This is a genomic window from Luteibacter aegosomaticola (assembly GCF_023078475.1).
Classification (GTDB): Bacteria; Pseudomonadota; Gammaproteobacteria; order Xanthomonadales; family Rhodanobacteraceae; genus Luteibacter; species Luteibacter aegosomaticola.
In genome coordinates this window covers 2,361,874-2,387,581 of record NZ_CP095741.1, presented here as the reverse complement: position 1 = coordinate 2,387,581, position 25,708 = coordinate 2,361,874, and the positions used below count along the sequence as shown (strand labels likewise).

The 25,708-nt window shown below is 65.1% G+C and carries 22 protein-coding genes; 15 read left to right on the top strand and 7 right to left on the bottom strand.

The window, feature by feature from the left end:
• Positions 1-12 precede the first annotated feature (12 nt).
• Positions 13-3,054 carry a TonB-dependent receptor gene (locus L2Y96_RS10425; protein WP_247336536.1) on the top strand — a complete coding sequence of 1,014 codons (3,042 nt, stop codon included), beginning with the start codon at positions 13-15 and terminating at the stop codon, positions 3,052-3,054.
• 114 nt (positions 3,055-3,168) lie between these two features.
• On the opposite strand, the gene L2Y96_RS10420 is transcribed toward L2Y96_RS10425, so the two are convergent.
• The gene (locus L2Y96_RS10420) at positions 3,169-4,188 is read right to left on the bottom strand and encodes a LacI family DNA-binding transcriptional regulator (protein ID WP_247336533.1); all 1,020 of its coding nucleotides are present in this window, start codon (positions 4,186-4,188) and stop codon (positions 3,169-3,171) included.
• 184 nt (positions 4,189-4,372) lie between these two features.
• On the opposite strand from L2Y96_RS10420, the gene L2Y96_RS10415 reads away from it, so the two are divergent.
• The 4 genes from L2Y96_RS10415 (at position 4,373) to L2Y96_RS10400 (ending at position 9,584) form a co-directional block, all read left to right on the top strand.
• The gene (locus L2Y96_RS10415) at positions 4,373-6,838 is read left to right on the top strand and encodes a membrane-bound PQQ-dependent dehydrogenase, glucose/quinate/shikimate family (protein WP_247336531.1); all 2,466 of its coding nucleotides are present in this window, start codon (positions 4,373-4,375) and stop codon (positions 6,836-6,838) included.
• A 155-nt stretch (positions 6,839-6,993) separates the two neighbouring features.
• Positions 6,994-8,172, top strand: a complete 1,179-nt coding sequence (locus L2Y96_RS10410; RefSeq protein WP_247336528.1) for a lactonase family protein — start codon at positions 6,994-6,996, stop codon at positions 8,170-8,172.
• Between the two features lie 78 nt (positions 8,173-8,250).
• Positions 8,251-9,198 carry an alpha/beta fold hydrolase gene (locus tag L2Y96_RS10405; RefSeq protein ID WP_247336526.1) on the top strand — a complete coding sequence of 316 codons (948 nt, stop codon included), beginning with the start codon at positions 8,251-8,253 and terminating at the stop codon, positions 9,196-9,198.
• 68 nt (positions 9,199-9,266) lie between these two features.
• Complete coding sequence (locus tag L2Y96_RS10400) at positions 9,267-9,584, top strand: energy transducer TonB (RefSeq protein WP_247336523.1); 318 nt, start codon at positions 9,267-9,269, stop codon at positions 9,582-9,584.
• Here L2Y96_RS10400 and L2Y96_RS10395 read toward each other — a convergent pair.
• The gene (locus L2Y96_RS10395) at positions 9,581-10,210 is read right to left on the bottom strand and encodes a phosphatase PAP2 family protein (RefSeq protein ID WP_247336520.1); all 630 of its coding nucleotides are present in this window, start codon (positions 10,208-10,210) and stop codon (positions 9,581-9,583) included. The genes L2Y96_RS10400 and L2Y96_RS10395 overlap by 4 nt on opposite strands.
• 148 nt (positions 10,211-10,358) lie before the next feature.
• Between L2Y96_RS10395 and L2Y96_RS10390 the strand changes: the two genes are divergently transcribed.
• Complete coding sequence (locus tag L2Y96_RS10390; RefSeq protein WP_247336518.1) at positions 10,359-11,027, top strand: hypothetical protein; 669 nt, start codon at positions 10,359-10,361, stop codon at positions 11,025-11,027.
• Here the strand turns inward: L2Y96_RS10390 and L2Y96_RS10385 are convergent.
• Both L2Y96_RS10385 and L2Y96_RS10380 read right to left on the bottom strand, forming a co-directional pair.
• Entirely contained in the window at positions 11,024-13,126 is a 2,103-nt protein-coding gene (locus tag L2Y96_RS10385; protein WP_247336516.1) for a phosphocholine-specific phospholipase C, read from the bottom strand. The two genes, L2Y96_RS10390 and L2Y96_RS10385, sit on opposite strands and share 4 nt — an antisense overlap.
• Before the next feature lie 202 nt (positions 13,127-13,328).
• On the bottom strand, positions 13,329-14,222 hold the full coding sequence (locus L2Y96_RS10380) for a LysR family transcriptional regulator (RefSeq protein WP_247336513.1): 894 nt from the start codon (positions 14,220-14,222) through the stop codon (positions 13,329-13,331).
• A 142-nt stretch (positions 14,223-14,364) separates the two neighbouring features.
• Here L2Y96_RS10380 and L2Y96_RS10375 point away from each other — a divergent pair, with 142 nt between their 5' ends.
• Positions 14,365-15,147: a dioxygenase family protein gene (locus L2Y96_RS10375; protein WP_247336511.1), complete on the top strand. Its 783-nt coding sequence runs from the start codon at positions 14,365-14,367 to the stop codon at positions 15,145-15,147.
• Positions 15,144-15,839, top strand: coding sequence for an alpha/beta hydrolase (locus tag L2Y96_RS10370; protein ID WP_247336508.1), 696 nt, complete (start codon positions 15,144-15,146; stop codon positions 15,837-15,839). The genes L2Y96_RS10375 and L2Y96_RS10370 overlap by 4 nt, the downstream gene beginning before the upstream one ends.
• Before the next feature lie 47 nt (positions 15,840-15,886).
• Here the strand turns inward: L2Y96_RS10370 and L2Y96_RS10365 are convergent, their stop codons facing one another.
• Positions 15,887-17,200, bottom strand: coding sequence for a PQQ-dependent sugar dehydrogenase (locus tag L2Y96_RS10365; protein WP_247336506.1), 1,314 nt, complete (start codon positions 17,198-17,200; stop codon positions 15,887-15,889).
• Positions 17,193-17,636 carry a DUF2231 domain-containing protein gene (locus L2Y96_RS10360; protein WP_247336504.1) on the bottom strand — a complete coding sequence of 148 codons (444 nt, stop codon included), beginning with the start codon at positions 17,634-17,636 and terminating at the stop codon, positions 17,193-17,195. Before L2Y96_RS10360 ends, L2Y96_RS10365 begins: the two co-directional genes overlap by 8 nt.
• A 155-nt stretch (positions 17,637-17,791) precedes the next feature.
• Between L2Y96_RS10360 and L2Y96_RS10355 the strand changes: the two genes are divergently transcribed.
• Positions 17,792-18,328 carry a YaeQ family protein gene (locus tag L2Y96_RS10355; protein ID WP_247336501.1) on the top strand — a complete coding sequence of 179 codons (537 nt, stop codon included), beginning with the start codon at positions 17,792-17,794 and terminating at the stop codon, positions 18,326-18,328.
• A 23-nt stretch (positions 18,329-18,351) separates the two neighbouring features.
• On the opposite strand, the gene fabR is transcribed toward L2Y96_RS10355, so the two are convergent.
• On the bottom strand, positions 18,352-19,005 hold the full coding sequence (gene fabR, locus L2Y96_RS10350; protein ID WP_247336499.1) for an HTH-type transcriptional repressor FabR: 654 nt from the start codon (positions 19,003-19,005) through the stop codon (positions 18,352-18,354).
• A 94-nt stretch (positions 19,006-19,099) separates the two neighbouring features.
• Between fabR and L2Y96_RS10345 the strand changes: the two genes are divergently transcribed.
• From L2Y96_RS10345 to L2Y96_RS10320, 6 genes are all read left to right on the top strand, one after another.
• A complete protein-coding gene (locus L2Y96_RS10345; RefSeq protein WP_247336497.1) occupies positions 19,100-20,173 on the top strand; it encodes a ferredoxin reductase in 1,074 nt (357 codons plus the stop codon).
• Between the two features lie 8 nt (positions 20,174-20,181).
• Entirely contained in the window at positions 20,182-21,300 is a 1,119-nt protein-coding gene (locus L2Y96_RS10340) for a fatty acid desaturase family protein (protein WP_247336494.1), read from the top strand.
• 206 nt (positions 21,301-21,506) lie between these two features.
• Positions 21,507-22,019, top strand: coding sequence for a Csu type fimbrial protein (locus tag L2Y96_RS10335; RefSeq protein ID WP_247336492.1), 513 nt, complete (start codon positions 21,507-21,509; stop codon positions 22,017-22,019).
• A gap of 3 nt (positions 22,020-22,022) precedes the next feature.
• Positions 22,023-22,739: a fimbrial biogenesis chaperone gene (locus tag L2Y96_RS10330; protein ID WP_247337001.1), complete on the top strand. Its 717-nt coding sequence runs from the start codon at positions 22,023-22,025 to the stop codon at positions 22,737-22,739.
• Positions 22,696-25,047: a fimbria/pilus outer membrane usher protein gene (locus L2Y96_RS10325; RefSeq protein WP_247336490.1), complete on the top strand. Its 2,352-nt coding sequence runs from the start codon at positions 22,696-22,698 to the stop codon at positions 25,045-25,047. The genes L2Y96_RS10330 and L2Y96_RS10325 overlap by 44 nt, the downstream gene beginning before the upstream one ends.
• The gene (locus L2Y96_RS10320) at positions 25,044-25,502 is read left to right on the top strand and encodes a Csu type fimbrial protein (protein ID WP_247336488.1); all 459 of its coding nucleotides are present in this window, start codon (positions 25,044-25,046) and stop codon (positions 25,500-25,502) included. The genes L2Y96_RS10325 and L2Y96_RS10320 overlap by 4 nt, the downstream gene beginning before the upstream one ends.
• Positions 25,503-25,708 lie beyond the last annotated feature (206 nt).

The window sequence follows — 25,708 nt, the reverse complement described above, 5'->3', positions numbered from 1 at the left end:
TATGGGGAAGGCATGAAGAACCAGTTTGGTTGTCGCACGTTCTGTCGCAAGTCCACCTTGACCATGGCCGTCCTGGCTGGCCTGGCCACCACTTCAACCGCTTTCGCGCAGTCCACCACCGGCAACATCAGCGGTAGCGTGCCTGCCGGGTCGAACCAGACCATCGTCGTCGAAGGCTCCACCGGCGTCCGCCGCGAGGTCCAGCCGGATGCCAAGGGCCGCTATTCGGCCACCAATCTTCCACTCGGCAGCTACAAGGTCTCGCTGCTGCGTGATGGCGCTACGGTCGAAACGCGCGAGAACGTCGGCCTGCGCGTGGGCCAGAGCACCGATGTGAGCTTTGCCTCGGCCAGCGCTACCGATGCCACGTCCCTTAGCGGCGTGACCGTCTCCGGCACGGTGCTGCCGAACATCGACGTAACCACCGTGGACTCGCGTACGGTCATCACCGCGGAACAGCTGGCCAAGCTACCGATGGGCCGCAATGCCGAAGCCGTGGCCAAGCTGGCCCCGGGCGTCGTTGCCAACAGCGGCGGCTTCACCAGCGGCACAGGCCGTTCGACGGTGAGCTTCAGTGGCTCATCGGTCACGGAAAACGCCTATTACATCAACGGCTTCAACACGACCGATCCGCTCAATGGCATGGGTGGCCTGCAGTTGCCCTACGGCGCCATCGACCAGCAGGAAGTGTATACGGGCGGCTATAGCGCCCAGTACGGCCGCTCCGACGGCGGCGTGATCAGCCAGGTCGGCAAGCGCGGCACCAATGAATGGAAGTTCGGCGCCCAGCTGCTCTGGGAGCCAGCCTTCGCCCGCGCCAAATACCAGGACCTGCATTACACGAGCACACCCGCGACCCAGGTCGCCGGCAACCTCTACTGGCCCAAGAGCGAGAACACGCGCAGCACGACCACGGTCAGCGCCTACGCGGGCGGCCCGCTGATCAAGGACAAGCTGTTCCTGTTCGTGGCCGGCGAGTTCGAGCGCAACGAGCAGCACAACGTCAACGCCGTGGATAACACCAGCACCCCGGCCTCGACCAACCGGTTCAACGCACCGCGCTGGTACGGCAAGCTCGACTGGAACATCACCGACAACAACATCCTCGAAGTTACCGGTGCCTCGGATAAGCGCGAAGGCAGCGGCACGCGTTACTACTACGACTTCAATGATCGCAAGCGCCTTGGCACGATCGGCCCCGTCGACGACACCAAGACCGGCGGCGATCTGCATGTGTTCAAGTACACCGGCTACATCACCGACTCCCTGACCATTTCGGCCCTGTGGGGCGAGATGAAGACCTCGGATTACGACTCGCCGGGCGCTTACGACCCCAACCTCACCCGCGTTGCCAATGTCACCAGCCAGAATCCGGCGCTCAATGGTGGCACGCCGATCGGCAACACCCAGGTCACCAGCCTCGCGGACGCAGATCGCGGCAATAAGCAGCGCAATTTCCGCCTCGATATCAGCTACCAGATCGGCGACCACACGATCCTGGCCGGTATCGACAACATGAAATCGCAGGCGAACGATATTGGCACGCGCGATCCCGGCCCGGGCTACGTGTGGAACTACGGCCATACGATCAACCCGAACGCCCCGATCTCGACCGCCGCCGGCGACCAGTTCGTTCCCGCCCCGGCCCTCTACCCGAACGGCGCGGACGGCTACTACGTGAGCCAGAACGTCAGTAACAACCTCGTCACCGTGCGCTCCGACCAGCGCGCCCAGTACCTCGAGGACAAATGGCAGGTTACCGACCGCGTGTTGTTCTCGCTGGGTATTCGCAACGATCAGTTCACCGACTACAACCCGTTCGGCCAGGCCTTCATCACCCAGACCAAACCGCAGTGGGCACCGCGTATCGGCGCCTCGTGGGATGTGCTCGGTGATGGCAGTTTCAAGGTGTTCGGCAACGCGGGGCGCTACTACCTTGGCCTGCCGCTCAACCCGGCGACCGGCGCGGCCTCGGGTTATGTCTCCACGCAGACGTACTACACGTACGGCGGCATCGATGCCAACGGCGTGCCCACCGGCCTCACCCAGATCAGCGGCGCGGTGTCGGCGAATAACTCTTACGGCGTACCGCCCGATCCACGCACTGTCACCGCCCGCAACCTGGAGGCCGAGCACCAGGACGAATTCATCCTTGGCTTCGACAAAACCCTCGGTGAGAACTGGGTGTACGGAGCCAAGCTGACCCGGCGCCTGCTGCGCACCGCGATCGATGACTACTGCGAAATCGATCGCGTCACCGACAAGGCGGCAGCGCTCGGCTTCACGCCTGATCCAAGCAAGACCAACAGCTGCTACCTGATCAATGCCGGCCAGTCGAACACGTTCACGCTGCTTGATGCCCAGGGCAACCAGCTGCTCGTGCCGCTAAGCCGCGAAGAAATGGGCTTCCAGGCCCTGAAGCGCAAGTACTACGGCCTCGAGTTGTTCATGGAGCACTCGTTCGACGGTACGTGGTACGGCAAGTTCGATTACGTGTTCTCGCGCTCGTACGGCAACACCGAAGGCCAGGTGCGCTCCGATCTTCGCCAGGGCGGCGCGTCCGCCAGCGAAGACTGGGATAACGCGGCTATCATGGTGAACACCAACGGTGTGCAGAACAACGACCACACCCACGTGTTCAAGGCGTACGGTTACTGGCAGGTCGCGCCGGAATGGCAGGTCTCAGGCAACCTCAACGTCGCCTCCGGCGGCCCGGAGCTCTGCCTTGGCTATTACGGCCCGGATCACTCCAACCCCACGGGCTACGGCAACGCGTATCACTGGTGCGACGGCGAACCCTCGCCGCCGGGTAGCCATGGCCGCCTGCCGTGGACGTTCACCCTGGACCTTGGCGTGACCTGGCGTCCGGGCTTTGCGAACGACAAGCTGGCCTTCGCGGCGAACGTCTTCAATGTGTTGAACCAGCAGCGCGCGATCTTCCGCAATCCGAACAAGGAAGGCGATTCGCCGTACACCCCGAACCCGCAGTACCGGATCCCGCTGTATGAAACCGATCCGCGTTACGCGCGCCTTTCGGTCACTTACGACTTCTAAGACTGACACCACCGCATAAAAGCGACACCGCTCCCCGTGTGACACTTGCGCCTCATTCCGCCGCCGAGACTCCCCGGTCAGTGTGCGGAATGTTGGCGCATTTTTTTGGCGGAGTTAGCGAGCGCGGTTTCGCGTGGTTTCACGCACGACGAGGCGGCACGGTACGGTGGTGCGCGTGTCGGCGGGCGCGTCGGCCAGAAGATCCACGCAGCCGCGCGCGAGTGCGTCCATGTCCTGGTGGAACGTCGTCAGCTCGTACCCGCGCCAACCCGCCATGGGGATATCGTCGAAACCGACGATCTGGACATCACCCGGCACATCGAGACCGAACTCCTTGCGCAACGCATCCATCACGCCGATGGCGACCAGGTCGTTCACGCAGAAGATGCCATCGGGGCGCGAACGACCCGAGAAGCATTCGACGGCCGCCGCATAGCCTTCTTCATAGGTGAAGCCCGCCAGCGCGCGCTGCGGCTCCGGCATGCCGCGATCCGAAAGACGCTTGAGGAAGCCACGTTCGCGTTCGGCCTGGGCCTGGCTGTCACGTCCCGCGAAATAGGCGATATCACGGCAGCCCGCGTCCACGAGCACATCGGCCGCGGCACCACCGGCGGCGCGGTTGTCGGTCGATACGGTCCGCATGCCGCCGACACGCTTCGAGTTGACCGCCACGATCGGAATACCTGCGCTTTCCAGCTTCTTCGCGACGCGCGTCGAGTGGATGGCCATCGCGCTGATCACGCCGTCGATCCGGTAGCGAGAGAGTTCGCCGACGATGTCGTTGAGGTTATCGTCGCTCGCGGTGTCCACCAGCATGATCTCAAGCCGGCGTTCGCGCAGTGCAGCCGTCACGCAGCGGAGGAATTCGGTGAAGAACGGGTTGTAGAAACCACCCACCACCACTGCGATGATCCCCGAGCGCCCGGTCTGCAGGATGGCCGGCAAGGCGTTCGGCCGGTAGTTCAACGCCTCGGCCGCCTTCATGACGCGATCACGCACCGCCGGGGACACTGCGGCACCGGCGCTGAAGACGCGGGACACGGTCGACTGGGATACCCCGGCGAGACGTGCCACCTCGGTGGATGACGGCTGGGCGCGTGCTGCGCCGGGCGGATTGGAAAGGGCTCGTGACATCCGCCGAGCGTAGCATTTCCTTGCCTCACCTCAGTTTCGGGCGTATCGTTGCATAGCTATGCAGGCGCGACATCATGCCACGGCATGCCTGCTCGCTCACTCGAGTCCATAGGGAATGGACCCTTCTATCCACCGAAAGGCGTGGACGACGCCAGACGGCGTTCTTTCCTCTGAGAGAATCGAAATGAATTCACCTGAAAGTGCCCTCGCACGCTGGGGCAGGTGGCTGCTTGCGCTCGTTTTAGGGCTTTTTGGCCTCTTCATGGTCATTGGCGGCGCGAAACTGATCAGCCTCGGCGGCAACTGGTACTACGCCATTGCCGGCCTGCTTAGCCTGGCGAGTGCCATCACCCTCGCCCGTCGCCGCCCCAGCGCCACGCTCTGGTTCGGCGTCCTCTTCGTCCTCACCCTGCTTTGGACCATCTGGGAAGCCGGTGCGGACTACTGGGGCTGGGTGCCGCGCTTCGCGCTCACCCTCATCTTCGCGATCCTGTTCTCGCTGCTGCTGCCTAACCTGCACCAGCACCTCAAGCGCAGCGTCGCGCGCCTGACCACGGCCGTGCTGCTGCTGGCCTTCGTCATTGCGGGTGGCCTCGCTTTCGTGCCGCACCATGTCACCGCGGCGAGCAACGTCCCGGCGGCTGGCGACAACCCGTTCACGGCCGACACCGGCCCGAGCACGGAGAGCGGCATCCCCTCCACCGACTGGCCCGCGTATGGCGGCAACCAGGCGGCGCAGCGTTATTCGTCGGCCACGCAGATCACCCCGGCCAACGTGAAGGACCTGCAGGTCGCCTGGACCGCCAAGGTCGGCGATGTGCCCACCGATACGCGCTGGGGCGTGCAGAACACCCCGCTGAAGATCGGCAACATGGTCTACGTGTGCGGCTACCTCAACAAGGTGGAGGCGCTCGATGCCGCTACCGGCGAGAAGAAGTGGGAGTTCGACCCGGGCATCACGCCGAAGTCGGTGCCGTATACGCCTTCGTGCCGTTCGATGAGCTTCTACCAGGATCCGGCCAGCACCACGGCCACGGCCAACACGGGCACGCCCGATGCAGCTGCACCGGCTCCTGCCACGGGCGCCATGTGCGACAGCCGCATCATCCTCGGCACGCTCGACGCCCGCGTCATCGAACTCGATGCGAAGACGGGTGCGCGCTGCACGGACTTCGGCACCAATGGTGAAGTCAGCCTCACCACCGACATGGGCAAGGTCTACCACGGCTACGTGGCGATCACCTCGCCGCCTGTCGTGATTCGCGACACGATTGTCGTGGGTCACACCACCGTCGATGGCCAGCGCGCCTTCGGTCCCGCCGGCGTCACCAAGGCGTACAACGTCAAGACCGGTGAGCTGAAGTGGGCTTGGGATGCGGCCGATCCGACCCATCCGGAACCGCGCCAGGGCGATGACCTCTACAAGCGTGGCTCGCCGGATGTGTGGACCTCGTTCACCGGCGATAACAAGCTGGGCCTGGTGTTCCTACCGGTCGCGAATGCCTCGGGCGATTACTACTCGAGCAGCCGCACGGCCGACGAGAACAAGTACTCGCCGTCGCTGACCGCGATCGATGTCGAGACCGGCCTGCCGCGCTGGTCGTTCCAGAACACGCACGACGACGTGTGGGATTACGATCCGGGCTCCCCGCCCACCCTGCTCGACTACCCGCAGGCGGATGGCACCAAGGTGCCGGCGATCATCTTCCCGACGAAGAACGGCGAGTTCTACGTGCTCAACCGCGAGACCGGCAAATCGCTGTTCGGCGTGGAAGAGCGCCCGGTGCCGCAGGGTGGCTTTGAACCGGCTGCGCGCAGCAAGACCCAGCCGTTCTCGAAGTTCAACTCGGTCGCTCAGCCGGATCTGAAGCCGGAAAACATGTGGGGCCTGAGCCCGCTGGATCAGCTCGTTTGCCGCATCCAGTTTGCGGAAGCCGACTACCGCGGCAAGTTCACGCCGCCCGACGTCAAGAAGCCGATCATCGACTACCCGGGCTACAACGGTGGCGTCGACTGGGGTGGTGTGTCGTTCGATCCGGCTCGCGGCCTGATCATCTCCAACTACAACGACATGCCGAACTACACGACGCTGGTACCGCGCGCGGAGGCCGACAAGCTCGGCTGGAAGGCACGCGACATCCTCAACGACCCGGTGCAGGAAGCGCGTGCCGAAGGCGCGGGCGATCCGCAGGAAGGCATCCCGGTCGCGGTGAACGTCAATGCCGGCTGGCAGCTTCCTGCCACGGGCATGCTCTGCAAGGAGCCGCCGTACGGTGGTATCCGCGCCATCGATATCCGTGACGGTCGCACCGTGTGGGATCGCCCGTTCGGCACCGCTCGCGAGAACGGCCCGTTCGGCCTGCCCACCGGCCTGCCGATCCAGATCGGTACGCCGAACAACGGTGGCTCGGTCATCACCAAGTCGGGCCTGGTCTTCATCGCCGCGGCGACGGATAACCTGATCCGCGCGATCGACATCACCACCGGCGAGACCATCTGGTCGGCCCCGCTGCCGGCCGGCGCCCAGGCGATGCCGATGGTGTACGAGCAGGACGGCCGCGAGTTCGTGGTGATCACCGCCACCGGTCACCACTTCATGCATACGCCGAAGGGTAACTACGTGGTCGCTTACGCGCTGCCGAAGCACTAAGCAGGGCCACTGAAGCACCCCAGGAGGTGGGCTTGATGCCCATCGCCTGGGGTGTTTTTTTATTCGCAATATTTTGCTGTAACCGAATGCCCGCGCGCTACGAATGGAAAGGCAGAACGTCGCTGTCCTTTCCCACGGACCCATGAGGCCCTCGTATGAAGCGCGCACACCTGCCCCACCTCGCCGTTGCTGTTTCGCTCGCCCTCTCCGCCACGGGCGCCCTTGCCGCTGAAACACCGGCACATTTCCCCCTGCTTGGCCCGCACGTCTACGTCATGTCCAATGCGGCCGATGGCAACGCCATTGCCGACCTGCAACGCGATCTGTTCGGCAAGCTCGTGAATACGGGCGTCACCGCCACGGGTGGCCTGGGTGTCGGCGTCGGTACCACCGCGCCGCCGCCGGATCCGCTCGGCTCGCAGAACTCGCTCCAGTTGAGCGAAGACGGACGCTGGCTGTTCGCCGTGAATGCGGGCAGCAACGATATCTCGGTGCTTGATGTGCGCCACCGCCGTCCGTCCGTCGTCGGCGTGTTCCCTTCAGGCGGCACCTACCCGGTGAGCCTCGCGCAGGCCGGCCATTCGCTTTACGTGCTCAACAGCGCAGGTGCTGGCTCGATCAGCACCTTCCGTATCACCGATGGCGGCTACCTCGTGGCGACGGTCGATGGCACGCGAAGCATCGGTACGCAGGTGCCGCTGCAGGGTAACCAGCCCAACGTGGGCAACACGGCCTCGCAGATCGAGGTGGATCCGTCGGGCCAGTGGCTGGTCGTCACCATCAAGCACGCCGGCGGCCAGGGCAGCATTGAAACCTTCCGCATCGGCCGTGATGGCACGCTCGCCGCTACGCCCACAACCACACCTTCGAGTGACCCGGCGCCGTTCGGCTTCGGCTTCGACCGGCTCGGCCATGTACTGGTGAGCGAAGCCGGCGCGAATGCCGTGTCGTCCTACGCGATCGGCCGCAACGGCACCCTGGCTACGCTGGATGCCTCCGTGCCCGATGGCCAGGCCGCATCGTGCTGGCTCGCGACGCGCGGCCAGTTCGCCTACGTGGCGAACGCGGGCAGCAGCACCATCAGCGGTTATGTCGCGGATGCGCGCGGCCAGCTTCGCCTCACCCACAAGGATGGCGTGGCTGCGGCGTTGGGTGCCGGCCGCGCGCCGACCGACCTGAAGGTGAGTGGCGATGGCGCCACGCTGGTCGTCAACGAAACTGGTGCCGGTGCCGTCGCGTCGTTCTTCATCCTGCCCAACGGCGACCTGGTCAAGCTCGGCGAAACGCCGGTGTTTGCACCGCTGTCGGGCACGCAGGGCCTCGCTGTACAGTAAAGACCGTGGCCGGATCGGGCCCGTCGCGGCCCGATCCGCGCCGGACGCACACACCCATGCGACGTTAAGGCACCCACCATGCGAACCCTCACCCTCCTCCTAGGCAGCATGCTGATGACCACCACCCTGCACGCCGAGTCCTTGCCCTCTACCAACGCGACGACCACCTACCACCACGCCACGGTGGATGGCGTGGGCGTGTTCTACCGCGAGGCGGGCCCAAAGGACGCGCCGACCATCGTGCTGCTGCACGGATTTCCGTCTTCGTCACGGGAATTCGATAGCCTGATGCCACTGCTGGCCGGCAGGTACCATCTGATCGCACCGGATTTTCCCGGCTTCGGGCAGAGTGATGCGCCCGAGCCGGCGAAGTACACGTACACGTTCGATCACCTGGCGCAGACCACGAACGGCCTGCTCGAGCAGTTGGGGCTGAAGCAATACACGTTGTATCTGCATGACTACGGCGGCCCGGTGGGCTTTCGCATCATGCTGGCCCACCCGGAGCGGGTGCAGGCCTTGATCGTCTCCAACGCCAACGCCTACCAGGAAGGCCTGGGCAAGAAGTGGACGCTGATCGCCGAATACTGGAAGGACCCGAAGGCGCACCCCGAGGTCTTCGAGAACTTCGTCTCGCTCGCTGCCACCGAGGCACGCCACACGCTGGGAACCTCACATCCCGAACGCTACAACCCCGACACCTGGACGGATGAGTTTGCGCACCTGTCGCGCCCCGGCCAGCGCGAGATCCAGTCGGCGCTGCTCTATGACTACCGCACGAATGTCGCCGCGTACCCCGCATGGCAGGCATGGTTGCGTGAACATCGCCCGCCCACGCTCGTGCTGTGGGGCAAGAACGATCCGTCATTCATTGGAGCTGGCGGCGAAGCCTTTCGACGTGACGTGCCTGACGCTGAAGTACACCTGCTCGAGGCGGGGCATTTTCCGTGGGATGAACAGGTGGATGCGATTGCAGCGCAGATTCTGGATTTCATGGGACGGCTTCCAGCCAAACGAAAACCGTGATTCATAGGGATACTGTTCTTCCCACTGATTCGCGTATCTAATGGCGCGAATCAGTGGAAAGGACGACGATGAATCGCAGGTTCTTGCTTGTTGCCGCGTCTCTGGCATTCACACCCATCGGTGCGTTTGCTGACGACGGCACGCCCGCCTTGGCTCGCCAGAACACCCTCGTTGAGGCCCACGTGGACAAGGAAGGCCACGTTACCCGCGAACAGCTCATCACGTCATCCGGTTCACCGGACGCTGACGCCCGTGCGCTAGCCGCCGTACAGAAGTGGCAGTTCAAGCCCGCCCTGGTGAAGGGCAAGCCGGTCGAAGTGAACGTTCGGGTGCCGGTGGTCGTGGAATCCAAAACATCGGCTGCCGCCGCGAGCACCCATAGCTAGCGGAAGTGATGGATAAAGCCCACCTGGAACCCACCAGGCAGCAGGCTAAGTACGAACGGCGACTCACTACGCCGTGAACTCCAGATGCCGATACCAACACCTAGTGCCGCACCGGCCAGCACATCCGTTTGCCAGTGGCCCTGCACTTTGACGCGGGCCACTGCGTCGTAGGCGGGAAGCAAGGCCAGTGCGTAGACCGCCGGATAGTCCTTGCCGTAATTCACGATAAAGGGCGTCACAGCGGCTGAGACGAGGGTGACCTCGCCACTAGGGAAGCTGTGGTTGCCCGCCCCTTTGAACCAGCGGTCCGGATCGTCCGTCTTTGACGGGCGCTCTCTGCGAAAGACGTATTTCATGGCCGTCGCAGCGACGCTGCTGACCACCGTGGAATCGACCGAGCGCCAGAAGGTGTCGCCAAGCTGGTCGTTGTCGCCGAAGGCCAGCGCACCACCAGCCACGGTGAGTATCGTGCCGTAGCGGACGATGTTCTGGTTGGAGATCTTCCAGATGCCGCTGTTTTGCTTGTGGACGCGGTGGTCGATGCCCAGGGGGCCGCCGCCGGCATGGGCGGATAACGGAAGAAACATCAGGCACGCCAGCCCGACACCGGCGATCAGGGTACGCATAAGCCCTCCCCCTGCCGGCGGAGCGAAGCCGGCAGTTTGCCCTGCCATTAAACGGTGGCCAGCTTAGTCCAAGCTGATAAACGGGAACTCCAGGCCCGTCATGTGATCCATATCCCAGACCGAAGGATATTCAGGCAGGGATGGGGGAATGGCCAAACAAGCCAAAGCGCTATCAATCCGCCGGATTGTCGCCCTGGTGGTCGCGCTCTTCGTGCACTTTGCTGGCCTGGCGGTGCTGCTTCGGCCGGCCATGTACAGGGCCGTGTCCACGCGGGAGGCTGATGTCGCCACGGGTGCCCTACAGGTGCAGCTTTTAGCCCGGCAGGTGCCCAAAGCGCCACCCGCCCGCGTGCCGACACCACCCTCCATCCCCATCACCCGCCCTACGCCAGTGAGACGGCACACCGCGGCAATTTCCGCGCCTGTCGCGCCGCTCGTGCAACAACCGTCTCCGCCCGAAGCGGCCACGCAAAGCCTCGCAACTCCAGAGCCATCGACAGCCCCCGCCATGGGTGACGGGGGCTTTCAACAACACCTCCAGGAAGCCCAGCATGCGCAGGCCATCCACGGCGTACCCGGATCGGATCAGCAGCTTGCGCCAGGTATCCGTTTGATCGACCCGCGCACCCAAGGGGTCGGCGCATTCATGCGCAATGCCCAGCGACTTTTCGGGGTCACGAGCAAGGCATGCCACGAGGTCGAGGTGTGGTCGAAGATGAGTGTCGAGGAGCTGGTTGCCCGGCACATCACACCTGCCGAAGTGAAAGCGGCTAATGAGAAGTACGAGTGCAACCGGCCCCTTGGCCTGAGCTTTTAGCCGCCCAACGCCGGATCCGACACCGACGCCCTACCGGTCTCCACATGCCCCGCGAACCGCCGTGAGAACAGCTCGTCGGTATCACAGGTGGCGGTCAGGTCGTACCAATGGTCGCAGCCGCCGATGTCGAAGTGGCTCTCGACACGCTGGCCGGGGAGCAGCCAGTAGCGGCGCGGCGGCTCGTGCAGGTAGTCGTTGGCCTGGACGGTGATGGCGCAGGGGCGACCGCCGCTGTTGCTGAGGACGAGGTGCAGGTCGGCCGGGCGGCGTCCGGCCTGGAGCGAGACCTCAGGCAACGCAAGGCGGTGACGGTCGGCGCCTGCATCTGGCTGCTTGCCACTGAACTGGCGCAGGAAGCCGTTGGGGCCGAGGACGGTGAGGTCGTAGGCATCGCCGCTGTTCGAGCTGGTCCAGTAGTCGGAAAGCGACTTGCCCGCTTCCACCGTATAGGTCCACGGGCCATCCGAGCGCAGCGTCGAAGTGACATGGAAGCAGGCGCCGATGCCGCCGTTGTTCTCGAAATCGAGCACGTAGCGGCCCTGGCCCTGGTCGATCTTGCCGCTGACCTCGAGCGCATAAGCGAGCGCACGTGCAGGCCGCTGGCCACGCTCCTGGCGCGGCAGGGTCTGGTTGGTCGGCGGTGTCGGGTGGAGGTCGCTGTGATCGCCGCGGTCCGGCTCGTAGCTGCCGGTCGACGGCAGGCTCGGCACGCGGCCGTCGTGGCCATCAAAATCGAAGGCGCGAGTCAGGTCGCCGCACACCGCGCGACGCCATGCGGAAATGTTCGGCTCATGCACGCCAAAGCGCTGTTCGAGGAAACGCAGGATCGAGGTGTGGTCGTAGGTCTCGGAGCAAACCCAGCCACCCTTGCTCCACGGCGAAACGACAAGCATCGGCACGCGCACGCCGAGACCATACACGCCCGCGTTGAAGCCATTGCCACCCGGATACACCTCGCCATCGATGCTGACGGTCGAAAGGCCGCGATCGCGCGTCGCCGGCGGATAGGCGGGCAGCAGGTGGTCGAAGAAGCCGTCGTTTTCATCGTAGGTGATGAACAACGCGGTCTTGCTCCACACTTCGGGATTCGAGGTAAGCGCATCGAGCACGCGGTCGACGTACCAGGCGCCGTAGTTCGCGGGCCAGCTCGGGTGTTCGGTATAGGCTTCCGGCGCCGCGATCCACGACACCTGCGGCAAGGTGCCGGCGGCGACATCCTTCTGCAGGATGTCGAACAGCGACTCCCCGTTCAACGTGTTCGTGCCAGTGCGAGCCTTGTCGTAAAGCGGGTTTCCCGGCTCGGCCGTGCGGTACTGGTTGAAGTACAGCAGCGAGTTATCGCCGTAGTTGCCGATGTACGGGTTCGAACCCCAACCCCAGCCGCCGTCGGCATCGAGACCGGTACCGATATCCTGGTAGATCTTCCAGGACACGCCGGCCGCTTCGAGGCGTTCCGGGTAGGTCGTCCAGCCGTAGCCGAGCTCGGCATTGGAGAGCACTGGGCCGCCGCCCTGGCCGTCGTTGCCGACGTAGCCGGTCCACATGTAGTAGCGGTTCGGGTCGGTCGACGAGAGGATCGAGCAGTGGTACGCGTCGCACACGGTGAACGCATCGGCGAGCGCGTAATGGAACGGGATGTCTTCGCGGGTGAGGTAGGCCATGGTGGTCGTGCCCTTCGAGGGCACCCACTGGTCGTACTTGCCAGCGTTAAAAGCCGCCTGCGTGTCGTTCCAGCCGTGCGGCAGGTCTTCAATGAACTGCAGGCCGAGGTTGTCCGCCTGCGGGCGGAACGGCAGCAGGTAATCATCACTGCCTGCGGTGACAGGCTGGTGCCACACCGAACGGCCAGAGGCGAGCGTCAGCGTGCGTGGATCGCCGAAGCCGCGTACACCGCGCATGCTGCCGAAGTAATGATCGAACGAGCGGTTTTCCTGCATCAGGATCACCACGTGCTCGATGTCTTTCAGCGTGCCTGTGCGCCGCGCCGCGGGAACCGCAAGCGCTTTCTGGATGGAGGGCGGCAACACCGACGCCGTAAGAGCGGCGCCCGCGGCGCCAAGGGAAAGCTTCAGGAAATGCCGCCGGTCCTCGGATGTCATGCGTGTCCCCGTGCGTTGCAGTCTCCCCCTGCCGCGGCGATTGTCATGGCGGGTTATGACAGTTTGTGCACGGAGGTGACTGGGGCCGGCTGCAAAGCGCTAAGGACGTCACACTTTCCGGCTGTTGTAGGAGCGCGCTTGCGCGCGATGGGTGCTCGCGGCGGACTCCATCGCGCGCAAGCGCGCTCCTACAAGGGCTGCTTTAGCTCCAGCGTATGCCGTCGAAGGCATCGGCCAGGAAATCGACCATGCGGCGGACTTTCACCGGCAGGTGCTTGCGCGAGGCGTAGACGGCGTGGATGCCGATGCTGCCGGCGTCGTGCGCGGGCAGCAGATGGATAAGGCGGCCTTCGCGCACGTCGTCGCCCACGATGAAATCGGGCTGCAACGTGATGCCCTGCCCAGCCAGCGCGGCGATGCGTGAGGTGTCGCCGTTGTTGCTGCGGATGAGGGGCTTGATTGCCACCCGCTCGATCTTGCCCTCGGTCGTGGTGAACTGCCATTCGTCGGGCCAGTAGCTGTAGGCCAGGAGCGCATGGCTCGCCAGGTCGGCGGGTACGAGCGGCGTGCCACGCGTCGCGAGGTAGGCCGGGGACGCGCAGAGCAACATCCGCGTCATGCCGAGCTGCCGGCTGACCAGCGTGGAGTTCGGCAGGCGCGAGATGCGCACGGCGAGGTCGAAGCCCTCTTCCACCAGATCCACCACGCGATCGGACAAGGTGATGTCGAGCGCGATCTGCGCGTGCTCGGCGGTGAACTTCGCCCAGAGCGGCGCCAGGTGCAGCACGCCAAAGCTGAGCGGCGCGGTGATCCGCAACAGGCCCGTCGGCTCGGTGCTGCGAGCGGTGAGCTCCGCTTCCGCCTCGGCGATGCCCGCCAGCAGATCGCGGGCGCGGCCGTAGAAGGTACGGCCCTCATCGGTGAGGGAAAGGCGGCGGGTAGTCCGGTGCAACAGACGGACACCGAGGCGGCGCTCCAGGTCGGCGACGTGGCGGGAAATGGCGGCCTTGGTCACCCCGGTGGCATCGGCGGCGCCGATGAAGCTCCCGGCGTCGACGACGGCCACGAAGCTGGTCATTTCCTGGACTTTGTCCATCGGGGAGCCCCCTTTGATCTTGATCGGCGTCAGTGTCTCATATTGCGAAACACTGGGTTTCTTTGGGGCGCGTTTATTCCTTTTGGCGGGGCTAATACCTTGGGGGCATCGCGCGAAAGCGCGCTCCTACAGGAGCTTCGTTATGTCTTCTCGTACGCCTGTTCTGTTTATTTCCCATGGGGCGCCTACGTTTGCGCTGGAGCCTGGGGTGCTTGGCCCGAACCTCCAGCGGATCGGCGAGCGCCTGGACGGTATTCGTGCCGTGCTGGTGGTGTCGCCGCATTGGCAGGCACCGGGGCTGCGGGTGATGACCGGCGAACGGCCGGCGACCTGGCACGACTTCGGTGGCTTCCCGGAGCCGCTTTACCAGTTGCAGTACCCGGCGGCGGGTGCGCCTGAGGTGGCTCGTGAAACGGCCGAGCTGTTGCGCGAGGCGGGGCTGAACGTCATCGAGGACGCGGCTCGCCCTTATGACCACGGGGCCTGGGTGCCGCTGCGTTTCCTCTTCCCCGACGCGGATGTGCCAGTGTTCCAGCTGGCGATGCCTGCGCATCTGGATACGCGCGGTGCGCTGGCATTAGGCCGCGCGTTGCGGCCTCTGCGCGAGCGTGGCGTGCTGGTCGTCGGTTCGGGCAGCCTCACGCATAACCTGTATGAGATCAGCCGTACCAACGATAGCGTGCCTTACGCCACGGCCTTTGCCGAATGGGCCACGAAGAGCGTGCTGGCACGCGATGAAGAGGCACTGGTCGATTACCGTCGCGTGGCACCGTCCGCAGAACGTGCTCACCCGACGGAGGAACATTACCTACCGCTGCTGGTTGCGATGGGTGCGAGCCAGGAGGACGATGCACCGGTGCTCGTACCCGGCGGCATGACTTACGGTGTGCTGTCGATGGATTCGTACGCTTGGGGGGTTGCATGAGCGGTTTCGACGCGCTGGTCGAGGGACACTACCCACTTGCCTTGCGTCTCCACGCTCCCGAGGGCGCGCGAAGGTTGCTCGTGTTGCTGCATGGCGTCGGCGGCCATGAGGGCAACCTCACCGCGCTCGCATCACAGGCGCCTGCGGATACCGCTGTCGCGCTCGTGCGCGGTCCGCTGACCATCGGGCCCGGGCAGTTCGCATGGTTCCGCGTGGCGTTTACCGCGCAGGGGCCGAGCATCGTGCCGGAAGAAGCCGAGCGTTCCCGGCGGCTGCTCATCCACACGCTGGGCCAGCTGCGCGCCGAACTGCAGCTGGGCGCTGAAGCCGTCACCATCGCCGGCTTCAGCCAAGGCGGCATCTTGAGTGCGAGCGTCGCCCTGACCGATCCGTCGGCCGCAACGGCATTCGCGATCCTGTCGGGGCGAATCCTGCCGGAGATTGGTCCGTACATCGCGCCGAACGACGCGTTGCGAAGCACGCGTGCCTTCGTCGGGCACGGGCGCTTCGACCAGAAGCTGCCGGTAGCGTGGGCGGAACGTTCGCGCGAGCTGCTCGAACGACTCGACGTCGCGCATGAGGTGAACCTCTACGCCACCGAGCATGTGCTTTGCCCGGAGATGGCGAACGACTTCCACCGCTGGCATGCGCAGGGTGTCGGCGCCTCGCGTGCTGAGACCCTGCGTGACTAAGCCCTATCGCCACGGCCGCTCAGGCCGTGACGGGCCACTAACGCTCGTCAGGGCGTCGCCGAACTCACACGCCACACCGTATTGCCCACGTCGTCGGCGATGAGCAACGCACCGTCCTTGTCGAACACCACGCCTACCGGGGCGCCGTAGAGTTGCTTCTCATCCTTCGAGTAGAAACCGCTCACGAGCGTCTCGGGCTTGCCTACCGGCTTGCCATCCTGGAACGCGACGAACACCACCGCGTAGCCGCTCAGCGGCGATCGATCCCAGCTGCCGTGCTCGCTGACGAAGGCGCCGGTCTGGTACTTCGCCGGTAGCGCATTCTTCTGCGATAGCAGGAGGCCCAGCGCAGCGACGTGCGAACCCAGCGCGTAGTCGGGCTTGATCGCCTTTTGCACCATGTCCGGCCGCTGCGGCATGACCCGGGTGTCGACGTTCTGGCCGTAGTAGCTGTAGGGCCAGCCGTAGAAGGCACCTTCGGTCACCGAGGTCATGTAATCGGGCACGAGGTCGGCGCCGATTTCGTCGCGCTCATTCGCGATGGCCCACAGCTTGTTCGTGGTCGGATCCCATTGCAGGCCCGTGGGATTACGAATGCCCGAGGCGTAGATCCGGCTGCTGCGGCTGGCGACATCCACCTCGAGCACATTGGCGCGGCGGTACTCCACCTCCATGCCGTTCTCGGTGATGTTGCTGTTGGAGCCGACGCCGACATAGAGCTTGGTGCCCTCGGGATTGGCCTGAAGCGCCTTGGTCCAGTGGTGGTTCACGGTCGACGGCAGGTCGGTGAACTCGACGCCGGGCGTTTTGATCTCCGTCTCGCCTTCCGTGTAGGGGAAGCTCAGGATTTCGCCGGTGTTCGCCACGTAAAGGGTGTTGCCGATCAGTTGCACGCCGAACGGCGAATGCAGGTGCTCAATAAAGGTGTGCTTTTCCCACTCGCCGTTGCCGGTCTTACGCAGCAACGTGATCTGGTTGCCGCCCTTCGCCCCCTTACCGGACTTGTTCTTGACCATGCCGGCGATCAGCTGCTTCGGCGTAGTCACGGCTTCTTCGCCCGGGCCGTTGGATTCCACCACCAGCACGTCGCCATTGGGCAGCGTCAGCAACTGGCGCGGGTGCTTGAGGTCGCTGGCGATCTTTTCGATCTTCAGCCCCGGCGCAACCGTGGGTGCGGCGCCCTGCGCCCAACCCGCGAATTCAGGCACCTGCATCGGCGGGACAAGGAAGTTCTTCGCCTTGGGCATGGACGGGTCGCTACCGGACTGGTCGGCGGCGCTCTGCGTGCCGCTTTCACTGCAAGCGCCCAGCAGGGCCACGCACGCCAGCGTCAGTGCGCTGCGATAGATCGGCTTAGCCATGGAGGCTCTCCCGGCGGGCCGTGTAACGCACGGCGATGAGGACGTGGCCGATGGCGATCAGCACGACGGTGATCACGGACAGCCATACACCGGCCGGCATGATCGCGTAGGCATCGCGGCTATGGACGAAGGCATTGAGGATGGCGGCGACGATCGCGACGAAGTTCAGCCAGAAGTCGACGTGGTCGGCCCCGGTGCTGATCCGGCGGGAGGTGATCCACACCTGGGTGAGGTTCACGAGCCGCGGGATGATGGCGATGACCAGCCCGAAGGCGATCAGCCATGCGGCGCCCTTCGCCCAGAGAATGGTGCCGGTCCTGGCGTAGATCACGTCGAAGACCAACGCGGCGACGAAGAAGCCAAACGGGATGGGGTTCAGCAGGCCGTAGACGGCATTGGCCACGGCGGAACGGCCGGGTACAGGCGGGTAGCTCATGGGTTAGGCCCCTTGGGTGGTACGCGGATGGTAGTCCCCGCCCGCGTAGAGGACTTGTATGGAAGCCACGCCCAAGCCCTTGTAGGAGCACGCGCGCACCGGCAAGCGCCGGGGTCGTGTAGGCTTGGCGGCTAATTCTTCTTCAGCAGTAGCCCATGGCACTCAAATCCACGGTCTTCAAGGCCGACCTGCAGGTTAGCGACATGGACCGGCATTACTACCAGGGCCACGCCCTGACCATCGCCCAGCACCCGTCGGAGACCGACGAGCGAATGATGGTGCGTGTGCTGGCCTTCGCCCTGAATGCCGATGAGTCACTGGCGTTCGGCAAGGGGCTCAGCTCGGACGACGAGCCGGACCTCTGGCGCAAGGAACTCACCGGCGAGGTGGACCTGTGGATCGACCTGGGCCAGCCGGACGAGCAGCGTATCCGCCGGGCCGCTGGCCGGGCGAACCGCGTCATCATCTATACCTACAGCGGCCGTAGCGCCGAGGTGTGGTGGAAGAAGACCGCCGCGGCCGTTGCAAGGACGAAGAACGTCACGGTCGTCGACGTCGCCCCGGCCACGGTCGAAGCGCTGGCCGCTCTTACCGAGCGCACCATGCAACTGCAGTTCATGGTCCAGGACGGGCACGCCCAGGTCATTAGCGGCGAGACGGTTATTCCTATCGAGCTGACGACGCTGTCGTAAGCGCAGGCTTCAGAGGGAACCGCTTAGGTCGAGCCTACGCGGTTCAGGGCGTGGGAGCCGGTGATGATCATGCGCAGCATCTGGGAGATCTGTTCGATCAGCTCCGGGTCGCGCTCGGGGGGCTGGTCTATCGCGATGGCGCCCATCGCGAATACGAGGCGGGTGATGGCGCGTGCGACGAGCGCGGGCTCGTACAGGGTCGCGCCGCTGGCCGCCGCGAGGCGAATCAGGTCTACCCGCAGCTCATCTTCGAAATAGGTGAGCTCGCGCTCCACGGCGTGCTTGAACGCATCCGACCCGACGGCCCCTTCGCGCAGCAGCACGTGGAGCAGCTTGTCGTCCGCACGCAGCTGTTCCATGAAGGTCTCGACCGACACCCGGATGACGCTGCGTTCGGTTGAGGTCGCGCGCTCGCGGGCCTGGCCGATGATGGTGCGCAGGGAGCTGCCAGCGAGGTCGATCAGGGCGATCGACAGCTCGTTCATATCCCGGAACTGGCGGTAGAAGCTGTTCGGGGCAATGCCGGCCTCACGGGCCACTTCGCGCAGGCTTACCGTCGACAGGCTGCGGTGCGGCCCGATGATCTTCAGGGTCGCGGCCAGCAGGTCGTCGCGCGAGATCGCGGCCTTGCGGGCGATCGGCGCGTCGGGGGTCGTGGTGAGGAGGCTGGATGGCATCGGGTGGCCCGGCTGGCTGGGGGTGAATCATACCTCGCTCAAGAAATATACATGTGTACACACACTCGTATATCCATTCGTATAGTATGGGGCCATGAACGCACTCGCTGCTCCCTCACCCCGCTGGCCCCTGCGCCTTGCCCGACGCGCGGTTTCCCCGGCCCTTTTCGACTTCTGGGCCACCCGGGTCAACCCGCTCTGGACCCTGGAACAGCCCTTGGCGCGCCTCGTCTCACGGTCCGCTGAGAGCCGGGACGCTGTGACCCTGGTGTTTCGTCCGAACCGCCACTGGGCCGGGCTCCGGGCTGGCCAGCACGTGAGCCTCGGCGTGACGATCGGCGGGCGACGCCTGGTGCGCAGCTACAGCCCGACGCCGCTGGCGGATGGCACCCTGGCGATTACCGTGAAGGCGATCACCGGCGGCCTTGTCAGCACCTATCTGGCGAACGAAGCGGCTATCGGCGAAGTTGTGAGCCTCGACAAGGCTTTCGGCGACATGACCGTCACCTCGGCCAGCGAGAATCTCCTTCTCCTCGCCGCCGGCAGCGGCATCACCCCGATGCGCGCCTTGCTGCGCGACCTCGCCGAGCGCGGCATGCCGGTCGATGTCGATCTCTTCTACTGGGCTCGCCAGCAGGACGAGCTCTGCTTCGTCGATGAACTGAAGGCCCTCGCCGCGGCCCACCCGCGCCTGCGCGTGCATTTCCACCTGACCCGCGAAGCAGCCCAGCCCGGCGTGCGCGTCGACGCCGTGTCCTTCGACGCAGTCAGCGCGCTCGCCGAACGCCGCGTGCTTGCCTGCGGTCCCGGCGGCTTCGTGGAGGCTGCACGTGTCCGCCTGGCGGACACCGTCGCGCGTTTCGACGCGGAAGCCTTCAGCCTTCCGGCGATCACCGGCGACGATAATGCCGGCGAAGTCGAAGTACACCTGGCCCGCAGCGGCCGCACCCTGACCCTGCCGCGCAGCAAGTCGCTGCTTGAAGGTCTGGAAGCCCAGGGCGTACGCCCCGCGCATGGCTGCCGCATGGGCATCTGCAACAGCTGCGCGTGCGAACGCCAGTCCGGCAGCACTCGCCACATTCTTACCGGTGACCGCAGCAGCGAGCCGTCGACACAGGTTCGCCTGTGCATCAGCGCGCCGCGCACCGACCTGATCCTGGATCTTTGAGGCCCCGCATGAGCCGTACCCGCAATCGCACCCTCTCCGCTGCCGAACTCGAAAGCTTCGGTAACGAACTCGATGCCATCCGCGCACGCGTCCAGGCGAGCATCGGCCCGCGTGATGCGCGCTATATCCGCCGCGTCGTCGCTGGCGTGCGCTGGACTGGTGTCGCCGGCCGCGCGCTGCTGTTCCTCGGCGCGTTCGTGCACACCGTGCTGGTCCCGGCGTGGATCCTCGGCACGCTGCTGCTGGGGCTCTCCAAGATCCTCGAGAACATGGAGCTCGGCCATAACGTGATCCATGGCCAGTACGACTGGATGAACGACCCCAAGCTCAACGGCAAGACCTATGAGTGGGACATCGTCGCGACCAGCGAGAATTGGCGGAAGACGCATAACCACCAGCATCACACGTACACCAACGTGCGCGGCATGGACGATGACATCGGTTACGGCCTGCTGCGCATTTTCCCGGAACAGCGCTGGCGCCCGTTCTACCTGATGCAGCCGGTGATCGCCGTGGTATTCGCACTGCTGTTCCAGTGGGGCGTGGCGATCCAGCACCTGCGCATTGGCCGCTGGTTCGCCGGCAAGATGAAGCCCGGCGAGCTGCGCACGGCGTTCCGTCCGGTCGGCCGCAAGATGGGCAAGCAGCTGCTGAAGGATTACATCGTGTTCCCGCTGCTCGCCGGCCCGTTCTTCCTGCCGGTGTTGCTGGGCAATATGGTCGCGAACGGCATCCGCAACGTGTGGACCTACGTGATCATCTTCTGCGGCCACTTCACCGCCGATGCGGAAGTGTTCCCGAAGGAAGTGCTGCGCAACGAAACCCGCGGCCACTGGTATCTTCGCCAGCTTCGCGGCTCGTCGAACATCCGCGGCGGCATGATCATCGACGTGCTGTCGGGCAACCTCAGCCACCAGATCGAACACCACTTCTACCCGGACCTGCCGGCGAACCGCTACGCGGAGATCGCCGTGGAAGTGAAGGAAATCTGCGTGCGCTACGGCCAGCATTACAACACCGGCACCCTGCCCCGCCAGTTCGGCCAGGTGGCATGGCGCATCCTTCGCCACGCGCTGCCGAGCCGGCCGCGCGCGGTGCGGGTGCGCGAAGAAGCGCCCGCGACGTAACGAAATAACCCGATGTTGTAGGAGCGCGCTTGCGCGCGATGGGGTCTGCCGCGAGCACCCATCGCGCGCAAGCGCGCTCCTACATGTGCATTGGCACGAATTGGGTCAATGTTTGCTTAGATCGTTTCATCCCCTGACTGGCGTCAAGATCGCAACAGTGGGGTGCCGGATAATTCCTGTGCGTCACTCACACACAGGGGATTTTCATGCGTAACGCTCTACTCAAGTCGGGTCTGGTTGCTGCCACGCTTCTCGCTGCCGGTGGCGCGGCCTCGGCAGGCACGGCAACCTCCAACCTGGACGTGTCGGCCACGGTCGCCGCCAGCTGCACCATCGATGCGACTGGCGGCCTGGCGTTTGGCACCTATGATCCGGTCGTCACGAACAAGGCCACGGCACTCGACGGCCAGGGCACCATCAATACGGTCTGCACGAACGGCGCCACGGCGGTTGTCACGCTCGACGAAGGCAGCCATGCCGACGATGCGTCCACCCCCGCGGCCCCGGTGCGCCGCATGCTCGCGGGTACGAACCAGTTCCTCTCCTACAACCTTTACACGGATAACGCCCACGGCACCGTGTGGAACGGCACCACAGGCCAGGACGTGACCGGCTCGGGCGATAACGTCGCCACGACGGTGTACGGCAGCATCCCTGCCGGCCAGAACGCATCGGCCAACACGTACAACGATACGGTCAAAGCCACGATCACGTTCTAAGTGATGGTACCGCTGTCGCGTTGGGCAGGCCGCATCGCGGCGCTGCTGTGGTTCCTTGGGGGTGCCGCTCATGCCGGCTCCCTCGAGGTGACACCCGTCCGCATCGATCTTTCCACGGCGCAGCGCGTCGTGGCCGTGACCGTGCGCAATGCGGGTGACCGGCCTTCCGTCATCCAGTTGCAGCCACAAACCTGGTCGCAACGCGATAACGCAGATTTGCTGGCCACTACGAACGACCTTCTTGCGACGCCACCGATTTTTACGCTCGCGCCTGGCGCCGAGCAGATCGTGCGCGTGGGATTACGCACACCGTCCATCGCCCGTGCCGAACAGACGTACAGGCTGATCTTTGAGGAAGTGCCGCCACCGCCCGACCCGGGCAGCAAAGGGTTGCGGATGGCACTTCGGATCAGCGTCCCCGTCTTCGTGGCCTCCACGACACCTGCCCGCGGAGAGCTCACATGGTCGGCCTCGCGCGTGAACGGCAAGCTGGCGATTACCGCCGCGAACGCGGGTACAGCGCACCTGCGCCTCACGGGTCTCACGTTCACCGCCGCCGATGCCAACGCGCCTGCGCGCTTCGGCGACGCGGCGACCTACCTGCTTCCCCAGTCGCAGCACACCTGGCTGATCGGTGCCGCCGTGCCTCCGGGTGCTCATCTGCACGTGGCTGGCCATGACGATGCACAGGCCATCCACGCTGATCTCGCGACGCCGTAAGCCGCCGCTGCTCTCGCTTGTGGCGCTACTGGCCTCCGCGATGCACACCGGCTCTGCCGCGGCACAGACAGCAACGCCATCGACGGAAGCCTGGCTGGATGTTCGCGTGAATGGCGCACCTGTCGGCACGGCGCTGGTCCGTCGCATCGGCGGCCAACGTGTGTGGGTGAGCCACGCAGACACCGTGGCATGGCGTCTTGCACTTCCCGCCGAGCCCACGCAGATGTTCGATGGGCAGCCGTACGACGCCCTCGACCAGGTGCCAACGCTGGTGTATCGCGTTGACGAGGCGCGGCAGATCCTGTGGATCGACGTCCCTCCCGCTCTGTTCGACACCACGCGGCTGGACGGTAGCAATCATCGCCGGATCACGCCCTCGCCCTCGGCGTTTGGCGCCTACCTGAACTATGACGCGTCCCTGTCGCGCACGCAGGGCAGCAGCACCTCCAGCAACGCCCTGCTCGAACTTGGTGGGTTCGGGCCGCGCGGCAGCCTGACGAACAGCGTGCTCGTCGGCCAGCCGGCGGCCGGAGGCACACAGACGTTGCGCCTGGAAAGCACGTGGACCAGCGACCAGCCAGCGCGCACCGCGAGCCTGCGTATCGGCGACGCGATCAGCGGTGCCAGCGACTGGGCGCGCTCGGTGCGCTTCGGCGGCGTCCAGTGGGCAACCGATTTCTCCACGCAACCAGGCCTCATCACGTATCCGTTGCCCAGCCTGGCCGGCACCGCGGCCACGCCGTCCACGGTCGACCTGTACGTCAACAACGCATTGCGCCTGCAGCGCGACGTGCCGGCTGGCCCCTTCGACATCCGCGACCTCCCCGTCGTGACCGGCCAGGGCAACCTGCAGCTGGTCGTACGCGACCTCCTTGGGCAGGAGCAGGTGATCACGCAGCCGTTCAATACGGGCAGCGGGCTGCTGGCTGACGGGCTTCGCAGCTATTCGTACGAAGTGGGCTTCAAACGCCGCAACTACGGGCTGGTCAGCAACGACTACGGCAAGCCTCTCTTCTCGGGTACCGAACGGCGCGGCCTGAGCGATAGCTTTACCGGCGAATTGCATGCCGAAGGCATGCCCGGACAGTACGCCTTGGGCGCGAGCGGCACATGGCTGCTCTCGACGCTGGGTATCGCGCACGTTGCCGTCGCGGGTAGCCACAGTGATGTCGGCGCAGGCGCGACGATCAGCGCGGGGTTCGAACACCAGGGCACGCTTTTCAGCTACGGCGTCAACGGCCAATGGCGGACGAACCATTTCCTGCAACTCGGCTACGACGCCAACGACCCGCCGCCCAAGCGTACGGAGACGGCATACATGGCCGTGGGCATGCGACGCGCCGGCTCGATCACCATGAACTACACGCGTGAAGACCTCGCCGACCAGCCTTCGGTGCGGCTTGCGGGCGCGACGTACAACCTGCCCCTCGGCCGCGCGGGCTACCTCAGCGCCTCCGCCATGCGCTTCCTGCGCGGCGGCAACGGCACGGTGTTCAGCCTTAACTACACGCTCATCCTGGGCCCACGCGATGCCGTCAACAGCAGCGGGCACAGCCAGGCCGGCACGAGCGGCGGTGCGCTTGGCTACCGCCACAGCCTGCCCGTGGACAACGGCGTGGGCTACGGCGTGCAGGCGGGTCTTTCGCCGGACGATGCAAGCCGCGCCGATGTCGAGCTGCAAAACGATAGCGGCCTCTATTCACTCGAAACGGCGCGCGTGGGCGGGGTCGATGCGCTCCGGGCCACCGCCCGCGGCAGCCTCGTCCTGCTAGGTGGCCGCGTGTATGCGAGCCGCTACCTCGACGAAGGCTTCGCCGCGGTGTCCGTACCCGGCTTCTCAAACGTGCGGATCTACGCCGACAACCAACCCATCGCGACCACCGATGCCAACGGTTACGCGCTGGTTCCGCGCCTGCGCCCCTATCAGGACAACCCGATCCGTATCGAACAAGCGGATCTGCCGATGGATGTAAGGATCGATACCCTGCAGCTCGACGCCATCCCGTCGCGGAACAGCGGCGTGACACTGACCTTCCCCGTGACCCGCGTGCGTAGCGCGCTGCTGACGCTCGTCTTCGCCGATGGCCGCGCCGTACCCGCCGGTGCCGAGGTGGCGCTCGCAGGCCGCGACGACCGCTTCCCTGTCGGCGAGCGTGGCGAGGCGTACCTCACCGAGGTCGAGAACCAGAACCTGCTCCACGTGTACTACGGAAACAGCACATGCACCGTGGCATTCGCGCCACCACCCGGTTCGGACCCGCTGCCACGCATCGGTCCGCTCATCTGCCAGCCGCAGGCATCGCGATGAGCACGCACCGCGGGCGGCACGTGCGACGCGCCGCGATGGCCCTGTGTTGTGCGCTCGTCCCGCGACTGGCGCTTGCCACGTGCGGCGTGGAAGCGGGAGCGCTTGCCCTCGGAGCCTACGATTTCAGGAGCGACACCGCCCTCAGCAGCGCCGGGCGCATCGTGGTCACCTGCGATACGGCCGCGGACTATCGCGTCACCCTGAGCCCGGGCGCCGGACAGTACACCCAACGCTTGCTCACCAACGCCGGCCACACGCTCGCCTATAACCTGTACGTCGACGTAAACCACACGATGGTCTGGGGCGATGGCACGGGAGCGACTGTCACGGCCAGTGGGCACATGGATGGCACGACGACATCCAGCGACCTCGTGATCTATGGCCTGATCCCTGCCCGGCAAAACCCATGGCCCGGAACGTATTCCGACGCGATCGTGGTGACGCTCACCTTCTGACCCCACACCAATATGACTTTACATGCTGCACATAAACGGCAACTATTGGTTGTTCGATCGATTTAGATAGGACATACGCCATCGTATCTTGCGCTTCCTTGCAACGTTTCGGCTCAAGCCGCAAACACTTTGTTCCAAGGTGTGACCCCCTTCACGGATGAACGCATGCGCTGGCTTACCATCCGGCCCGCTGCGATAACCCGGCA

What these genes read in the sequence shown, in the direction of transcription:
- L2Y96_RS10425 (WP_247336536.1), top strand. Translation starts at nt 13, where the DNA reads ATGAAGAACCAGTTTGGTTGTCGCACGTTCTGTCGCAAGTCCACCTTG.
- L2Y96_RS10420 (WP_247336533.1), bottom strand. Translation starts at nt 4,188, where the DNA reads ATGTCACGAGCCCTTTCCAATCCGCCCGGCGCAGCACGCGCCCAGCCG.
- L2Y96_RS10415 (WP_247336531.1), top strand. Translation starts at nt 4,373, where the DNA reads ATGAATTCACCTGAAAGTGCCCTCGCACGCTGGGGCAGGTGGCTGCTT.
- L2Y96_RS10410 (WP_247336528.1), top strand. Translation starts at nt 6,994, where the DNA reads ATGAAGCGCGCACACCTGCCCCACCTCGCCGTTGCTGTTTCGCTCGCC.
- L2Y96_RS10405 (WP_247336526.1), top strand. Translation starts at nt 8,251, where the DNA reads ATGCGAACCCTCACCCTCCTCCTAGGCAGCATGCTGATGACCACCACC.
- L2Y96_RS10400 (WP_247336523.1), top strand. Translation starts at nt 9,267, where the DNA reads ATGAATCGCAGGTTCTTGCTTGTTGCCGCGTCTCTGGCATTCACACCC.
- L2Y96_RS10395 (WP_247336520.1), bottom strand. Translation starts at nt 10,210, where the DNA reads ATGCGTACCCTGATCGCCGGTGTCGGGCTGGCGTGCCTGATGTTTCTT.
- L2Y96_RS10390 (WP_247336518.1), top strand. Translation starts at nt 10,359, where the DNA reads ATGGCCAAACAAGCCAAAGCGCTATCAATCCGCCGGATTGTCGCCCTG.
- L2Y96_RS10385 (WP_247336516.1), bottom strand. Translation starts at nt 13,126, where the DNA reads ATGACATCCGAGGACCGGCGGCATTTCCTGAAGCTTTCCCTTGGCGCC.
- L2Y96_RS10380 (WP_247336513.1), bottom strand. Translation starts at nt 14,222, where the DNA reads ATGGACAAAGTCCAGGAAATGACCAGCTTCGTGGCCGTCGTCGACGCC.
- L2Y96_RS10375 (WP_247336511.1), top strand. Translation starts at nt 14,365, where the DNA reads ATGTCTTCTCGTACGCCTGTTCTGTTTATTTCCCATGGGGCGCCTACG.
- L2Y96_RS10370 (WP_247336508.1), top strand. Translation starts at nt 15,144, where the DNA reads ATGAGCGGTTTCGACGCGCTGGTCGAGGGACACTACCCACTTGCCTTG.
- L2Y96_RS10365 (WP_247336506.1), bottom strand. Translation starts at nt 17,200, where the DNA reads ATGGCTAAGCCGATCTATCGCAGCGCACTGACGCTGGCGTGCGTGGCC.
- L2Y96_RS10360 (WP_247336504.1), bottom strand. Translation starts at nt 17,636, where the DNA reads ATGAGCTACCCGCCTGTACCCGGCCGTTCCGCCGTGGCCAATGCCGTC.
- L2Y96_RS10355 (WP_247336501.1), top strand. Translation starts at nt 17,792, where the DNA reads ATGGCACTCAAATCCACGGTCTTCAAGGCCGACCTGCAGGTTAGCGAC.
- fabR (WP_247336499.1), bottom strand. Translation starts at nt 19,005, where the DNA reads ATGCCATCCAGCCTCCTCACCACGACCCCCGACGCGCCGATCGCCCGC.
- L2Y96_RS10345 (WP_247336497.1), top strand. Translation starts at nt 19,100, where the DNA reads ATGAACGCACTCGCTGCTCCCTCACCCCGCTGGCCCCTGCGCCTTGCC.
- L2Y96_RS10340 (WP_247336494.1), top strand. Translation starts at nt 20,182, where the DNA reads ATGAGCCGTACCCGCAATCGCACCCTCTCCGCTGCCGAACTCGAAAGC.
- L2Y96_RS10335 (WP_247336492.1), top strand. Translation starts at nt 21,507, where the DNA reads ATGCGTAACGCTCTACTCAAGTCGGGTCTGGTTGCTGCCACGCTTCTC.
- L2Y96_RS10330 (WP_247337001.1), top strand. Translation starts at nt 22,023, where the DNA reads ATGGTACCGCTGTCGCGTTGGGCAGGCCGCATCGCGGCGCTGCTGTGG.
- L2Y96_RS10325 (WP_247336490.1), top strand. Translation starts at nt 22,696, where the DNA reads ATGACGATGCACAGGCCATCCACGCTGATCTCGCGACGCCGTAAGCCG.
- L2Y96_RS10320 (WP_247336488.1), top strand. Translation starts at nt 25,044, where the DNA reads ATGAGCACGCACCGCGGGCGGCACGTGCGACGCGCCGCGATGGCCCTG.